The organism is Stappia indica (assembly GCF_009789575.1).
Classification (GTDB): Bacteria; Pseudomonadota; Alphaproteobacteria; order Rhizobiales; family Stappiaceae; genus Stappia; species Stappia indica_A.
Genome location: NZ_CP046908.1, coordinates 1,303,461 through 1,317,998, shown reverse-complemented (window position 1 = coordinate 1,317,998; position 14,538 = coordinate 1,303,461). Strand labels below are relative to the sequence as shown.

General features: G+C 67.6%; 11 protein-coding genes. 7 read left to right on the top strand and 4 right to left on the bottom strand.

The window, feature by feature from the left end; all coding sequences use genetic code 11:
• Positions 1-33 precede the first annotated feature (33 nt).
• Positions 34-903: a helix-turn-helix transcriptional regulator gene (locus GH266_RS06295; RefSeq protein ID WP_158193138.1), complete on the top strand. Its 870-nt coding sequence runs from the start codon at positions 34-36 to the stop codon at positions 901-903.
• Positions 904-918: 15 nt separating this feature from the next.
• Here GH266_RS06295 and GH266_RS06290 read toward each other — a convergent pair whose 3' ends face one another.
• Positions 919-1,917 (bottom strand): DMT family transporter, encoded by a 999-nt coding sequence (locus GH266_RS06290; protein ID WP_158193137.1) that lies wholly within the window; start codon positions 1,915-1,917, stop codon positions 919-921.
• A 300-nt stretch (positions 1,918-2,217) separates the two neighbouring features.
• Between GH266_RS06290 and GH266_RS06285 the strand changes: the two genes are divergently transcribed.
• A complete protein-coding gene (locus GH266_RS06285) occupies positions 2,218-4,521 on the top strand; it encodes a xanthine dehydrogenase family protein molybdopterin-binding subunit (RefSeq protein WP_158193136.1) in 2,304 nt (767 codons plus the stop codon).
• A gap of 155 nt (positions 4,522-4,676) precedes the next feature.
• Positions 4,677-5,657, top strand: coding sequence for a DMT family transporter (locus GH266_RS06280; RefSeq protein ID WP_158193135.1), 981 nt, complete (start codon positions 4,677-4,679; stop codon positions 5,655-5,657).
• A gap of 25 nt (positions 5,658-5,682) precedes the next feature.
• Here the strand turns inward: GH266_RS06280 and GH266_RS06275 are convergent, their stop codons facing one another.
• Positions 5,683-5,919, bottom strand: coding sequence for an Lrp/AsnC ligand binding domain-containing protein (locus GH266_RS06275; protein ID WP_067217134.1), 237 nt, complete (start codon positions 5,917-5,919; stop codon positions 5,683-5,685).
• 322 nt (positions 5,920-6,241) lie between these two features.
• Here GH266_RS06275 and GH266_RS06270 point away from each other — a divergent pair, with 322 nt between their 5' ends.
• A complete protein-coding gene (locus tag GH266_RS06270; RefSeq protein WP_209001556.1) occupies positions 6,242-7,324 on the top strand; it encodes a TRAP transporter substrate-binding protein in 1,083 nt (360 codons plus the stop codon).
• Positions 7,325-7,355: 31 nt separating this feature from the next.
• Here the strand turns inward: GH266_RS06270 and GH266_RS06265 are convergent, their stop codons facing one another.
• Together GH266_RS06265 and GH266_RS06260 are read right to left on the bottom strand one after the other, a co-directional pair.
• On the bottom strand, positions 7,356-8,054 hold the full coding sequence (locus GH266_RS06265; RefSeq protein WP_158193133.1) for a TetR/AcrR family transcriptional regulator: 699 nt from the start codon (positions 8,052-8,054) through the stop codon (positions 7,356-7,358).
• 264 nt (positions 8,055-8,318) lie between these two features.
• On the bottom strand, positions 8,319-8,489 hold the full coding sequence (locus tag GH266_RS06260; RefSeq protein ID WP_158193132.1) for a hypothetical protein: 171 nt from the start codon (positions 8,487-8,489) through the stop codon (positions 8,319-8,321).
• Between the two features lie 53 nt (positions 8,490-8,542).
• Here GH266_RS06260 and GH266_RS06255 point away from each other — a divergent pair, with 53 nt between their 5' ends.
• The 3 genes from GH266_RS06255 (at position 8,543) to GH266_RS06245 (ending at position 14,495) form a co-directional block, all read left to right on the top strand.
• Entirely contained in the window at positions 8,543-9,616 is a 1,074-nt protein-coding gene (locus tag GH266_RS06255; RefSeq protein ID WP_244953878.1) for an efflux RND transporter periplasmic adaptor subunit, read from the top strand.
• Positions 9,613-12,819 (top strand): efflux RND transporter permease subunit, encoded by a 3,207-nt coding sequence (locus GH266_RS06250; protein WP_158193130.1) that lies wholly within the window; start codon positions 9,613-9,615, stop codon positions 12,817-12,819. The genes GH266_RS06255 and GH266_RS06250 overlap by 4 nt, the downstream gene beginning before the upstream one ends.
• 356 nt (positions 12,820-13,175) lie before the next feature.
• Positions 13,176-14,495, top strand: coding sequence for an OmpP1/FadL family transporter (locus GH266_RS06245; protein ID WP_158193129.1), 1,320 nt, complete (start codon positions 13,176-13,178; stop codon positions 14,493-14,495).
• Positions 14,496-14,538 lie beyond the last annotated feature (43 nt).

Sequence of the window (14,538 nt, the reverse complement as noted above, 5' to 3'; positions counted from 1 at the left end):
CTATCCGCCACCTGCAACAGGACACCCGGCAAGATGACGGCCGACCTGCCGACCTATCTCACGACCAAGGAAATGGCCGACCTGCTCCGGGTGAAGGAGCGAAAGATCTACGACCTGGCGGCTGCCGGCGAGATCCCGCACAGCCGTGCCACCGGCAAGCTGCTCTTCCCCCGCGAAGTGGTGCTGGCCTGGATCGAGAATGCCAGCGAGGCACCGACCGGCGAGGGCACGCGGCCGGCCGTCATCCTCGGCAGTCACGACCCGCTGCTGGAATGGGCGCTGCGCGAGAGCGGCTCGGGCCTCGCCGCCTTCTTCGACGGCAGCCTCGACGGGCTCGACCGGTTCGACCATCTGGAAGGCGTCGCCGCCGGCCTGCACATGATCCAGGACGAGGGCTGGAACACCGAGCTCGTCTCGCGCCGCTTTCGCTTCCGCCCCGTGGTGCTGGCCGAATGGGCCTGGCGCGACCGCGGCATCATCGTCTCGCCGGGCAATCCGCTCGGCATCGGCTCCATCGCAGATCTTGCCGGCACGCGCATGGTCTTGCGCCAGCCGCAGGCGGGCAGCCAGCACCTGATGGAGCGAATGTTCGCGCAAGCCGGCATTGCCGTGCCGCAGGGCGCCCCGGTGGCGCGGGACGAGCGCGAGGCAGCGCTCGCCGTGCTCGACGGGCGGGCGGATGCGGCCTTCGGGCTTGCCGCTTCGGCGCGGCAGTTCAAGCTGGATTTCGTGCCCGTGTGCGAGGAGCGGTTCGACCTGCTGGTGTCGCGGCGCGACTGGTTCGAGGCCCCGTTCCAGGCGCTGATCGCCTTCACGAGAACACCGGCCTTCGCGGAAATGGCAGCCACCCTCGGCGGTTACCGCGTCGACGGGATTTGGACGCCGCATTTCAACGGTGCGTAGGCCCTCGGTGCAAGGTCAGGGCGGGTCGGCCCGCACGCCCGTGCGCGCCGTGACGTGCCGGCCGAGCCGGTTTTCCCGCCAGACCGTATAGAGCGCGCCGGCGACGATGAGCGCGGAGCCTGCATAGGTCACGGGCGCGGGCAGATCCCCGAACACCAGAAAGCCGATGATGGTCGCATAGATCAGGCGGGCATAGTCGAGCGCGGCGAGCGCCGAGGCCTCGCCGGCGCGGAAGGCGCGGATGTTGCACATCTGCCCGGCCCAGGAGGCCATGCCGACCAGCAGCAGCAGGCCCCATTCCTCCAGCGTCGGCGTCTTCCAGTAGTAGATGGCGATGGGCAGCATGATCAGGCCGACGAAGAACGCCTGGTAGGTCAGGATGGTGACCGGACGCTCCACCTGCGACAGCTTGCGGATGATGATCATGACGATGCCGGCCGCCGCCGCGCCGACGACGGCCATGGCGGCATAGATGCTGAAGCCCGTGTCGCCGCCCGGCTGCAGGATGATGACGACACCCAGGAAGCCGACGGCGGTCGCCGCCCAGCGGTGGGGTCCGACGGTCTCGCCGAGGAACAGGATCGCGAAGATCGTCAGGAAGAAGGTCTTGGAAAAGGCGATTGCGGTGGCGTCCGCCAGCGGCAGGTGGATGATCGCGGTGAAGCCGGCGAGCATTGCCACGGAGGCGCAGCCGACGCGGATGACATGCAGGCCCGGGCGCTGCGTCTTCAGCGAGCCGGGAAGGCCGGAAAGGATCACCGGGGCGACGATGATCGTCATGATGACCTGGCGGATCATGATGATCTCGGCGACATGCAGCCGCTCGCCGAGGATCTTGATGAGCGTCACCATCGCCGTGAAGAAGATGCCGGCGACCAGCATCCACAGGATGCCGCGGATGTTGCCCGGCAGCAGCGACAGCCTGTCGCCCGTGTCGCGGTAGCGCTGGGCGAGGCTGCGTCCCTCTCCGGGATCGGGAGGGTCCGGGGGCGTGTGCTCGGAAGGTGGGGGCATCGGGCTATCCGTGGGCGGGCAGGCGACGAGCGCCGCCGCAAGAAGGTGAGAGGCCGAGCATAGTCCCATTGGCAGCAATCGCGAAAGGGCCCGGCCGGTGTTCCGCTCCCCCTTGGCGAACGGGCGCTTTTGCCGCTAAGCTTTCCCCATCCACACAGCGGCGGCGATCGTCGCGTCGCCTGACCCGCCATGTTCGGCCTTGACCCTCCCGGCACTGCGCCACATGTCGCACGCAACGCTTTCCGCAATCACCGCAGCGATCTCCGGGCCGTGCCCGGCTGTTAGCAACGAGGCATTCGAATGAACGAGATGGTGCACGCCAAGTTCGGCATCGGCGCGCCGGTGCGCCGCAAGGAAGACGATGCACTGGTCACCGGCCGGGGGCACTATACCGACGACGTCCAGTCGGACGGCATGCTGCGCGCCTTCGTGGTGCGCTCCAGCGTGGCCCATGCGCGCATCACCCTCGGCGACCTGGAGGCCGCGCGCTCGGCGCCCGGCGTCGCCATGGTGATGACCGCGGCGGACATTCCCGATCTCGGCCTGATGCCGACCAAGGCGATCCTCACCCAGACCGACGGCACGCGCCACGCGGTTCCCCCGCGCCCGGTTCTGGCGACCGACACCGTGCGCCATGTCGGCGAGCCCATCGCGCTCGTCGTTGCCGACACGCTCGCCAATGCCAAGTCGGCGGCGGAGCTGGTCGAGGTCGACTACGAGCCGCTCGACGCGGTGGTCGACACCGGCGATGCCCTGAAGCCGGATGCGCCGTTGGTGTGGCCGGAGACCGGCACCAATCTCGCCTTCACCTATGACGCGGGCGATGCGGCGGCGACCAACCGGGCGTTCGAGACCGCCCATCACGTCACCCGCATCGACATCGTCAACAACCGCCTGGTGTGCAACTACATGGAGCCGCGCGGCTGCATCGGCGAATACGACGCCGAGAGCGGGCGCTACACGCTGACCGCCGGCACCCAGGGCGGCCACAGCATGCAGGCGATCATCGCCGGCGACATCCTCGGCATTCCGCGCAACCGGCTGCGGGTCGTCACGCCGGATGTCGGCGGCGGCTTCGGCACCAAGAATTTCGTCTATCCCGAATACCCCGTCTGCCTGGTGGCGGCGGAGCGGCTCGGCCGGCCGGTCAAGTGGGTCTGCGAGCGCACCGAGCACTTCCTCGCCGACGCCCACGGGCGCGACAACCTGTCGGTGGCGGAAGTGGCGCTCGATGCGGAAGGGCGCATCCTGGCGCTGCGCGTCGAGATCGTCGCGGCGATGGGTGCCTATCTGCACCAGTACGGCCCGATGATCCCGAATTTCGGCCTGTCGATGGCGACCGGCCTCTATCACGTTCCGGCAATGTACGGCGTGGTGAAGGGCGTCTACACCAACACGACGCCGACCGATGCCTATCGCGGCGCGGGCCGGCCCGAGGCCGCCTATCTGCTGGAGCGGCTGGTCGACCGGGCGGCGGCCGAGATGGACATGTCGCCGGCCGAATTCCGCCGCCGCAACTTCATCCGCCCCGAGCAGCTGCCCTACACCACCCACACGGGCCGGATGTACGACACCGGCGACTTTTCCGCCCATATGGACAAGGCGATGGCGGCCATCGGCTGGGACGGCTTCACCGAGCGGGCAGAGGAATCTGCGGCGCGCGGGCGCTATCGCGGCATCGGCATGGCGACCTATATCGAGGCCTGCGCCTTTGCCGGCTCCGAGGAGGCGACGGTGGAGTTGGGCGGCGACGGCTCGCTGACCCTGCTGATCGGCACGCAGACCAACGGCCAGGGCCATGCTACCGCCTATGGCCAGATCATGGCCGAGCAGTTCGGCGTCGATCTCGACCGCATCACCATGATCCAGGGCGACACCGACCGGGTGCGCAAGGGCGGCGGCACGGGCGGCTCGCGCTCGATCCCCATCGGCCTGCCGTCTGTGCTGGAGGCCTCGCGCAGCCTGGTGAAGAAGATCAAGGACCTTGCCGCCGACAAGCTGGAGGCGGGACCGGAGGATCTGGAGCTCGTCGACGGCGAGGTGCGTGTTGTCGGCACCGACAGGTCGGTGACCCTGGCCGAGATCGCGGCCGCCGCGCCCGAGCAGCTGACGGCGAGCGAGGAGGTCAAGCAGGCCGAGGCGACCTATCCCAACGGCACGCATATCTGCGAGCTGGAGGTCGATCCGGAGACCGGCGACATCGAGCTGCTGGACTATGTGATCGTCGACGATTTCGGCGTCACGGTGAACCCGATCCTGCTGGCCGGCCAAGTGCATGGCGGCGTCGTGCAGGCCATCGGCCAGGCCTTGATGGAGCACACGGTCTACGACGAGGACGGCCAGCTGCTGACGGCCTCCTTCCTCGACTACCAGATGCCGCGGGCGGCCGACATTCCCGGCATCCGCTTCGAGACCAACAACATTCCCTCCACCACCAACGCGCTCGGCATCAAGGGCGCGGGCGAGGCCGGCACCATCGGCGCAGGTCCCGCGGTGATGAATGCGGTCGGCGATGCGCTCCGCCGCGGGGCGGGCGTTGCCCATATCGACATGCCGGCGACGCCGCTGCGCGTGTGGGAGGCGATCCGGGCCGCCAACAGCTGACGCGCGGACGCGCTGACGTTAGGTCATGTGTTTCGCGCAGGGGTGCCCGTGCAATTCCCATGGGCGCTCCTGCGCGATTCATCCTATAAATAGAGGATGTTCCACTTCTCCGGGCTGTCAGACAGGCCGGTGTCACCGGCAGATCCTGACACGCAATGGCCTCCGAACTTGCCGAAAAGACGACCGGGAACGTGCCGGCCGCCAAAGATTTCAACGCCTACAACCCCCGGCTCGGCATTGCGCTGAAGGTCGTGTCGGCCCTCGTCTTCACCGGCATGATCGCCATGGTGAAGCTGCTCGACGGGGCCTATCCGGTCGGCGAGGTGATCTTCGCCCGCTCGTTCTTCGGCATGCTGCCGGTGCTGCTGGTCATCGCCTGGCAGGGCAAGCTCGCCGAGGCCTTCTCCACGCAGCGTCCCTGGGGCCATATCAGCCGCGCCATCGTCGGCGGCACGGCCATGTCGCTGTGGTTCGCCGCCATTGCCCGCCTGCCGCTGCCCGATGCGACGGCGATCAGCTTCTCCGCGCCGCTCGTCACGGTGGCGCTGGCCGCCATCATCCTGCGGGAAAAGGTCCGCGCCTATCGCTGGAGCGCGGTCGTCGTCGGCTTTCTCGGCATCCTCATCATTCTGTCGCCGCACCTGTCCGGCGTCGCACCGACGGAAGAGGCCTCGCTCGGGGCGATGCTGGCCTTCGCCAGCGCGATCTTCATGGCGCTGGCGATGATAACGGTGCGCCGCCTCACGGGAACGGAGCGCACGTCCACCATCGTGGTGTGGTTCGCGGCGGTGACCTCGGTCTTCGCGCTGATGTCGGCGCCGTTCGGCTGGGTGCTGCCGGACCTCAACGATGCGATCATCCTCGTCGCCATCGGCCTGTCGGGCGGCGTCGGCCAGATCCTGCTGACCCAGAGCTATCGCTACGCCGACGCCTCCACCATCGCGCCCTTCGAATACACGACGATGCTGTGGACGGTGCTGGTCGGCTGGATCGTCTTTGCGGAAGTTCCGACGCTGGAAGTGATCGGCGGCGCGATCATCGTCATCGGCGCGGGCGTCTTCGTCATCTTCCGCGAGCACCGGCTCGGCCTCGACAGGTCCCGCGAACGCAGCACGGTCACCCCGTCCAAGGCCTGAGCCGGCACGGCACGTTCAAGGCGCGTCAGAACGCCTTGAACGTGATCATGGTCTTGGTGTCGAGAATGCCGTCGAAGGGATGGACCTTCTCATTGACGAAATGGCCGATGTCGGTCTCGTCGTCGACGTAGAACTTGACCAGCAGATCGAAGTCGCCGGCGGTCGAATAGATCTCGGAAGCGATCTCCGCGTCGGCGATGGCATTGGCCACCTGGTAGGCCTTGCCGAGATGGCATTTGATCATCACGAAAAACGGAACCATGGACATCTCCGGCTGGCAGGGCGGCAGGCGCCGCGACTCATCGCGACAGTGAAGCGGATGCGGACCCATGGGGCAAGGGCAACCATGGCCGCTCGCGGCTCGTCGCGTCCTGTTGCAGGCGGTTGTGAAACTTTGATCTTGCGGGACTTGCGCAGTTGCCCCCCATGTCGGACTCTGCCATGAAACACCGGTTCGCATCGCCTGTGCGGAAACGGCACGATCGGGGCACGGCACGTTCCGCAGACATGGTTCCAGACGCCGAATGAAACATCGCAAGTCATCCTCCCCTTCCTCCGGTCCGGCCGATCCTCGGCCGGCCGATGTGACGCGGCGCGCTGCGCTCGGTCTCACGGGACTGGGCCTTACCGGTCTCGCGCTTGCCGGCGGACTGGCAAGGCCGGCGCTTGCCCAGACGACGATCGAATGGAAGATGGTGACCACCTGGCCGGCCGACCAGCCGGGGCCGGGAGTGTCGGCATCGCGGATCTGCGACACGATCGCACGCCTCAGCGGCGGGCGCATGCGCGTGCGCCTGTTTCCCGCCGGCGGCCTGGTCGCGGGCGGAGAGGTGTTCGATGCGGTCTCGGCCGGAACGGCGCAGATGGGGCATGCCTCGCCGGCATTCTGGCAGGACCGGCTGCCGGCCGCGGTCTTCTTCTCCGCCGTGCCCTTCGGTCTTTTGCCGTACGAGCATGTGACCTGGCTGGAACAGGGCGGCGGCATGGGTCTTTGGGAGCGGCTTTATGCGCCGTTCGGCATCAAGCCGTTCATGGGCGGCAATAGCGGTCCGCAGCTCGGCGGCTGGTTCATGCGCCCGGTCCTGACGCTGGAGGACCTTCGCGGCTTGCGCATCCGCATGACGGGCCTCGGCGGCGAGGTGATGCGGCGCCTGGGGGCGACGCCGGTCTCGCTGCCGCCTTCAGAGATCGTGCCGGCGCTGCAGAGCGGGCTTCTCGATGCGGCGGAGTTCCTGGGGCCGGAAAGCGACCGGGCGATGGGCTTCCAGACCGTTTCCAAGCTCTGCTACACGCCCGGGTTCCATGAGCCGAACGGAGCGAGCGAGACCTTGATCAACCAGGTGGCCTACGAGGGGCTGCCGGACGATCTGAAGGGGGTGATCGCCGCTGCCTGCCGCATGGAGACGCTGCATTCCATCGCCGAGAATTCCTGGCGCAATGCCGAGGCCCTGCGGCAGCTGGTGGAAGAGGACGGAGTGGAGCTGCGGCGCTTCCCCGAGCCGGTCATGCAGGCGCTGCGGGCAACGTCCAGGGATGTGGTGGCCGCGCTGGCGAATTCCGGCGACGTCGCCCGCGACATCCATGAAAGCTACACCCAGGCGCTCCAGCGGCTCACGCCGTGGAGCGAGGTGAGCGACCGGCAGATGCTCGACGGCCGCGCGCCCTGAGGCTTGCGCCCGGCGCGGCGGCTGCCGCGTGTCAGCACGCTGCCGCGGGATGAAGGACTTCGGCCGGCACGTTGCGGAAACGCCCGTCCCGGAGCGCTGCGAGCGCAAAATCCACCATCGGTTCGAACATCAGGTCCTGATGCCCCTCGGGCAGGCAGCGGCAGGTTTGCGCCACCAGCGCCGGATGGAAGAACATCACCAGCGAGTGCTGGAACAGCAGGGCCGAGGTGTCGACGTCCTGCGGGGGAAACTCGCCCTTCTCGATGCCTTCCTGGATCAGGTGCGCGAAGCTTTCCCGCATCTCGGCCTTGTGGATCTCTATTTCGTCCCACGCCTCGTCCATGGCCGCTTCCAGCAGGTCGTGGATCTTCCTGTTGTCCGTGTAGTGGTCGCGGACATGGTGGAAGTGCTGGCGAACCATCTTGCGCAGCTTCTCGCTGCTGCCGCCGCAGCAGCCCTCGATATCGTGCTCCATGGCGGCGCGAAGGCCGCTGGTCACCAGCACGGTGACCGCCTTGGTCAGCTCGGCCTTGGAGGCGAAGAAGCGGTAGACGTTGGCCGGTGACATGCCGAGCTCGCGGGCGATGTCGGCCACGGTCGTCTTCTGGTAGCCGTAGAGATGGAACAGCTCGCTGGCCTTCTCGACGATGCGCCTGCGCGTCTCGCGGGTCGCGGGACTGTTCGTCCCGTCCCGGGCGGCTGCCTCTTCCATATCCAGCAAGTCACTCATGATGCACTGATCCGGTCTTTTCTGGTTCTTGAGCCTGCGGCCTGGTTGCCCGCATACCCCCGAAAACGAGGGCGGCAACTCAGGCTCACAATGGGAGTCATGGCCGCCTGCGTCAACTCGTCCCTGCTGCCCGGCCCGCGAGGCGAAGCCCCTCGGGGCGGCGTGCATGCAGGGCAGGCAGAAGCGCGTGCGCCGGGCCATGCCTGCCGGGCGTCGCCGTCTCCTGACGACTAATATATGTTCACTGACGTTTATTGACAATCGTCACTTGTCATCCATATTGAGGGTCGCGCGGAGGTGTTCGCGCTTGTTCCATGTTTCCAGCCGGTCGGCTCGGTGCCGACGATACTGCGCCTGAAAGGCCTCACGTGATGAGCAGCTTCCCCGCATCTCTCGCCTCCGCATTTCCGGCGTATCGTCTTCCTGCTGGTTCATGGTTCAGTCTCGGCAGTCCTGCGGGGCGGGTCGGCGCGGTCCTGTTGACGGCCGTGTTGGTCGCCGCCTGCCAGCCGCAGGCCGCCGAGGACGCGGACACCTCCGCCGCATCGCCTCGTGTCGTATGGGTCGAGCCGGCCGTGAAGGTCGACGGCCACGGCGTCACCTTCTCCGGCACCGTCCACGCCCGCAGCGACGCGCCCGCCGCCTTCCGCGTCGGCGGCAAGATTTCCGAACGCCTGGTGGATGTCGGCGACCGGGTTTCCGCCGGCCAGGCCATCGCCACTCTGGACGAGGAAGACCTGCGCGCCGGCCTGCGTGCCCGAGAGGCGGAAGAGCGGGCCGCACAGGCGCAGGCGCGCAAGACGTCCGAGGACCGCACCCGCATCGCCGCGCTTCAGGCCAAGGGGCATGTCTCGCAATCCGCGCTCGACCAGGCCATTGCCGCGGACGATGCCGCCGCCGCCGCGCTGAAGGCGGCGTCCGAACAGCGCATTCTCGCCGAAAACCAGCTCGCCTATGCCACCTTGCGCGCGGATCGCGACGGGGTGGTGACCGCCGTGACGGCGGAACCCGGCGAAGTCGTCGCCGCCGGGCAGGGGATCGTCCGCATCGCGGGGGACAGCGAGCGCGAGGTGGAAGTCGCCATTCCCGAGGCGCAGGTCGCCGGCCTTGAAAAGGCGCGGGCCAGCGTGACGCTGTGGGCCGATCCCGACCGGCGCTATCAGGCCCGGCTTCGCGAGCTTTCGCCGGTCGCCGATACGGCCGCACGGACCTTCACCGCACGCTTCGCCATCGACGACCCCACCGCCGATGCGCGGCTCGGCATGACCGCGACCGTTCACTTGCAACAGGCCGTGCCCGGGGACGAGGTTGCCGTGCCGCTCACCTCCGTCTGGTATTCCGGCGAGACGGCCAATGTCTGGCGGGCAGCGCCGGGGGCGGAGCAGGTGGCGGCGGTGCCGGTCACGGTCCGCCGCATCGAGGCCGAGCGGGCCGTCGTCTCCGGTCTTGCGGCCGGCGAACATGTCGTCAGCCTCGGGGTGCACCGGATCGATCCGGGCCTGACGCTGAAGGCGGTGCTGCGCCAGTCGCGCGAGCCGGTGCAGGTGGGTGCGCTGCGATGAGCGGCTTCAACCTGTCCGCCTGGGCCATCCGTCACCAGACGCTGGTTCTCTTCTTCATCCTCGTCACGGCCATTGCCGGCGTCTACGCCTATGGCAATCTCGGCCGCAACGAGGATCCCGCCTTCACCGTGAAGGTGATGGTGGTGACGGCCGTTTGGCCGGGCGCCAGTGCCGAGGAAATGCAGGAGCAGGTCGCCGACCGCGTCGAGACGCGGCTGCAGACCCTGCCCTGGCTGTCGCGGCTGGAGACCTATACCCGCCCCGGCTTCATGGCGACCCAGATCGTCCTGGGGGATGCGACCCCGCCCTCCGAGGTCGAGGAGCTGTGGTACCAGGCCCGCAAGAAGGTGGGCGACATCTCCGGCGAGCTGCCGCAGGGCGTTCGCGGTCCCTTCTTCAACGACGAATATGCCGACGTCTATGTCCAGGTCCATGCGCTCACCGCGCCCGGTGCCACCTGGACCGAATTGTCGGATCTTGCCGAGATGGCGCGCCAGTCGTTGCTGGCCGTGCCGGGGGTGGAGAAGGTCCAGCTCTTCGGCGAGCAGGACCAGAAGATCCATGTCGACATCTCCTATGCGAAGCTTGCGACGCTCGGCATTCCCGCCAGCGCGATCTTCGATGCGCTCGCCGCCCAGAACGCCGTCGTGCCGTCGGGCTCGGTCGACACGCCGAGCGAGACCGTGCAGGTGCGCGTCAGCGGCAGCCTGACCGGCGTCGAGGCGGTGGCGGCCGTTCCCGTCGAGGCGGAGGGCCGGGTGTTCCGTCTCGGCGACATCGCCACGGTCAGCCGCGGCGTTGCCGATCCGCAAAGCTATGTCGCGCGCTACAACGGCGAGGACACGATCCTGCTCGGCGCCGCCATGTCGGCTGGCGGCAACGTGCTGGAGCTCGGCGAGCGCCTGCACGAAAAGGCGGCCGAGATCAAGGCGCGCCTGCCGGTCGGCGCGGAGCTGCACCAGGTCTCCAACCAGCCGGAAGTGGTGGAGGAGGCCGTCGGCGAGTTCCTGCTGAAGTTCGTCGTCGCCATTTCCATCGTGCTGCTGGTCTCCTTCCTGTCGCTGGGCTTTCGCACCGGCATCATCGTCGCGCTCTCCGTGCCGCTGACGCTCGGGGCCACCTTCGTGGTGATGATGCTGATGGGCATCGACCTGGAGCGCATCTCGCTCGGCGCGCTGATCCTGTCGCTCGGCCTTCTGGTCGACGATGCGATCATCGCCATCGAGATGATGGTGGTGAAGATCGAGCAGGGTTGGGACCGCTTCCGCGCGGCGACCTTCGCCTGGGAATCCACCGCCTTTCCGATGCTGACCGGCACGCTGGTCACGGCGGCCGGCTTCCTGCCCGTCGGCTTCGCCGCGTCGGCGGCCGGCGAATATGCCGGCGGCATCTTCTGGGTGGTGACGACGGCGCTGCTGATCTCCTGGCTCGTCGCCGTCGTCTTCACGCCCTATCTCGGGCTGAAGCTGCTGCCGCGCTCGCTGGAGCGCCATGCGGCGGAGCGTGGGCATATCGACGAGGAAGCGATCTATCACACGCCCTCCTACAACCGCCTGCGCGCGATGGTCACCGCTGCCTTGCGCTTCCGCGTGCCGGTGGTGCTGGGGACCGTCGGTCTGCTGGTCCTGGCCGGCTACGGCATGGGCTTCGTCAAGCAGCAGTTCTTCCCCAACTCCTCGCGGCCGGAAGTGCTGGTCGAGCTGAAGGGGCCGGAAGGCTCGTCCTTCGCGGCGACCGAGCGCGAGGCGAAGGCCATCGAGGACTGGCTCAAGACCAACGAGCATGTCGACTATTTCACCACCTATGTGGGAGCGGGCGCGCCGCGCTTCTTCCTCGCCTACAACCCGGCCCTGCCCAATCCGAGCTATGCGCTGGTCCTGGTGCAGACCAAGGGCGGCGAGCACGCCGATGCGCTGGTCGATGAGCTTCAGGCCCGCTTCGCCGAGGCGGAAGGGGCGGTGCGCGGCCGCGCCAACAAGCTCGAACTCGGCCCGCCGGTCGGCTATCCGGTGCAGTTCCGCGTCGTCGGCCAGGACCTGGAAGAGGTGCGGGCGGCCGCGGCCAAGGTGCGCGATGCGATGCGGGCCAGCCCCGACACCCGCAACACCGAGCTGCAATGGGGCGAGAAGGTGAAGTCGGTGCGCCTCGAGGTCGATCAGGACCGCGCGCGGGCGCTGGGGCTGTCCACCTCGGAGATCGGCCAGTCGCTGCAGACGCTTCTGTCGGGCTACGAGGTGACGTCGCTGCGCGAGGGCCGCCATTCGGTCGGCGTCGTGGTGCGGGCCGACGAGACGGAGCGCGCCGCGCTCGGCGATATCGGCGACATGGTGCTGCAGGTGCGCGACGGGCGGGCCATTCCGGTCTCGCAGGTGGCGCGGATCGTCTACACGGCCGAGGACCCGATCCTGTGGCGGCGCAATCGCGAGACGGTGCTGACCGTGCGGGCGGATGTGGCGCCGGGCCTGCAGGCGCCGGACGTGACCGCCTCGCTGCTGCCGAAGATGCGCGAGATCGAGGCGACCCTGCCGGCGGGCTACCGGATCGACACGGGCGGCGCGGCGGAGGAATCGGCCAAGGCCAACGTGGCGCTTGCCGCAGTGTTCCCCTTGATGTTCCTCGCCATGGCCGTGCTGATCATGCTGCAGATGCAGTCCTTCTCGAAGATGGCGCTGGTGTTCCTGACCTTCCCGCTCGGGTTGATCGGGGCGGTGGCCGCCCTGCTGATTGCCGATGCGGCCTTCGGTTTCGTCGCCATTCTCGGCGTCATCGCGCTCGGCGGCATGGTGATGCGCAACACGCTGATCCTGGCCGACCAGATCGACCACGACCTGCATGCCGGCGCCACCATGCGGCGCGCCATCGTCGAATCCACCGTCCGCCGCGCGCGGCCGGTGATCCTGACGGCGCTGGCCGCGGTTCTCGCCTTCATTCCCCTGACGATGAACATCTTCTGGGGTCCGATGGCGATCGCGATGATCGGCGGCCTGACGGTTGCGACCGTGCTGACCCTCGTCTTCCTGCCGGCGCTCTACGCCCTGTGGTTCCGCAACCGCCTCGACAAGACCGAGGCCGAGGTGATGGCCGCAAGGCAGGCACGGCGCGAGGCAGCCAACACAGGGAAGGCCGATACCGAGGCGGCCAACACCGATGTGGCAGAGCGTGCAACGGCCCCCGCGCCGGCTCTGCCTCAGGCGGCGGAGTGACATCCCCCCGTTTCTCCGCCGCCACTTTCGTTGCAGTTGGGCAACACCCTTCCGAAAAGGGAAGGGTGTTGCCTGGCGGTAGCGAATTGCTCAAAAAATATGCAAATGCGCACCGGCTGTGCGCAGCTGTCGCGAAACTGTCACGCAGCAGCGGGTTTTGAGCGCGCAGAACCGCTTCCCTTGCGGAATGGTGCCTTAGCGGAACCTGCAAAACCCGGCTTCGAGCAAGGGAAACACGGTAAATTCCGCTCGCTCATGGCGATTGCTTAGCTGCCGCGACTTTTTCATCCTCTTTGCAACAGGACGGGCACCGGGGCTTTGCTTCGTCCTGCAGTCCGGGGAGGAATGGTCGAGACATGGCACCCAAGAGCAAGAGCCTTCTACTGTCGTTTACCGCAATCTCGGTGGTGGTTGCTTCGTCCGCCGCCCTTGCCGGCGGCTTCGCCCTGCGCGAGCAGAGCGCCTACTATCAGGGCATGTCGTTCGCCGGCAACGGCACGACCGGGCCCTCGATCTCGTCGATGTTCTGGAATCCGGCGACGATCACCGGCGCCGGGGAGGGGTTCACCTTCGAGAGCCACCACACGCTGGTCGCTCCCACCGCCGAGATCACCGGCGCCTTCACGCCCTCGGCCATCGGCGCGGGCGTACTCGGCCTGACGCCGAGCACCGCGCCCTCCGGCGACATCGGCAGCGAAGGCTATGTTCCGGCCTCCTACACGGCCTACAAGCTCACCGACCAGATCTTCCTGGGCCTTGCCATCAACGCGCCCTACGGTCTTGCCACCAAGCCGCATCAGAACTGGGCGGGGCAGTTCTATTCCAGGACGTCCAAGGTGATGTCGGTGAACGTGACGCCGACCATCGGCTACAAGCTCAACGACATGCTGTCCTTCGCCTTCGGCGTGCAGGTCCAGTATTTCAAGGTGACGCTCAAGTCCGCCCTGCCCAACGTGCCGGGCTATCCCTCCGCGATTCTTCAGGGCGACGACATCGGCTTCGGCGTGACCGCCGGCGTGACGTTCAAGCCGTTCGAGGGCACGGAGCTGGGCCTTGGTTTCCGCTCGGGCGTCAGCCAGACCCTCGACGGCGACATCCAGACGCCGGCCGGCTTCACCGACATCGACGCCTCGCTGATCACGCCGGAGACGATCAACTTCTCGGCCAAGCAGCGGGTGACGGATGCGTTCCGCGTCTTCGGCACCGTGGAATGGGCCAACTGGAGCCGCCTCAAGTCGCCGCGCGTGACCTCGCAGGCGACCGGAGCGACGGTCCAGACCCTGCATTTCAACTATCGCGACAGCTGGTTCTTCGCCATCGGCGGCGAGTACGACGTGACCGAAGACCTGACGATGCGCGCCGGCATCGGCTACGAGATCTCGCCGATCACCGACGAGATCCGCTCGACCCGCCTGCCGGACACCGACCGCCTGTGGCTGTCGGCCGGCGCCAGCTACAAGTTCAACGACGACCTGTCGTTCGACCTCGGCTACACCTACATCCACGCGGGCGATGCCGACATCAACATCGGCCCCGGCCATCAGGACTACAATCCGAATGTCGGCAGCTATGTCGGCAAGGCGCAGGCGCACGTGAACATCATCTCGGCATCGATGCGCTATCGCTGGGGCGGTCCTGCCGAGCGTCCGGAATACGACGTGGCGCGCGGCTACTGAGCCGCCCGCACTCGAACGACGAAAGCCGGCGGGGAGGGCTCCC

Coding starts and splice junctions, on each gene's coding strand:
- GH266_RS06295 (WP_158193138.1), top strand. CDS start 34: ATGACGGCCGACCTGCCGACCTATCTCACGACCAAGGAAATGGCCGAC.
- GH266_RS06290 (WP_158193137.1), bottom strand. CDS start 1,917: ATGCCCCCACCTTCCGAGCACACGCCCCCGGACCCTCCCGATCCCGGA.
- GH266_RS06285 (WP_158193136.1), top strand. CDS start 2,218: ATGAACGAGATGGTGCACGCCAAGTTCGGCATCGGCGCGCCGGTGCGC.
- GH266_RS06280 (WP_158193135.1), top strand. CDS start 4,677: ATGGCCTCCGAACTTGCCGAAAAGACGACCGGGAACGTGCCGGCCGCC.
- GH266_RS06275 (WP_067217134.1), bottom strand. CDS start 5,919: ATGGTTCCGTTTTTCGTGATGATCAAATGCCATCTCGGCAAGGCCTAC.
- GH266_RS06265 (WP_158193133.1), bottom strand. CDS start 8,054: ATGAGTGACTTGCTGGATATGGAAGAGGCAGCCGCCCGGGACGGGACG.
- GH266_RS06260 (WP_158193132.1), bottom strand. CDS start 8,489: ATGAACCAGCAGGAAGACGATACGCCGGAAATGCGGAGGCGAGAGATG.
- GH266_RS06250 (WP_158193130.1), top strand. CDS start 9,613: ATGAGCGGCTTCAACCTGTCCGCCTGGGCCATCCGTCACCAGACGCTG.
- GH266_RS06245 (WP_158193129.1), top strand. CDS start 13,176: ATGGCACCCAAGAGCAAGAGCCTTCTACTGTCGTTTACCGCAATCTCG.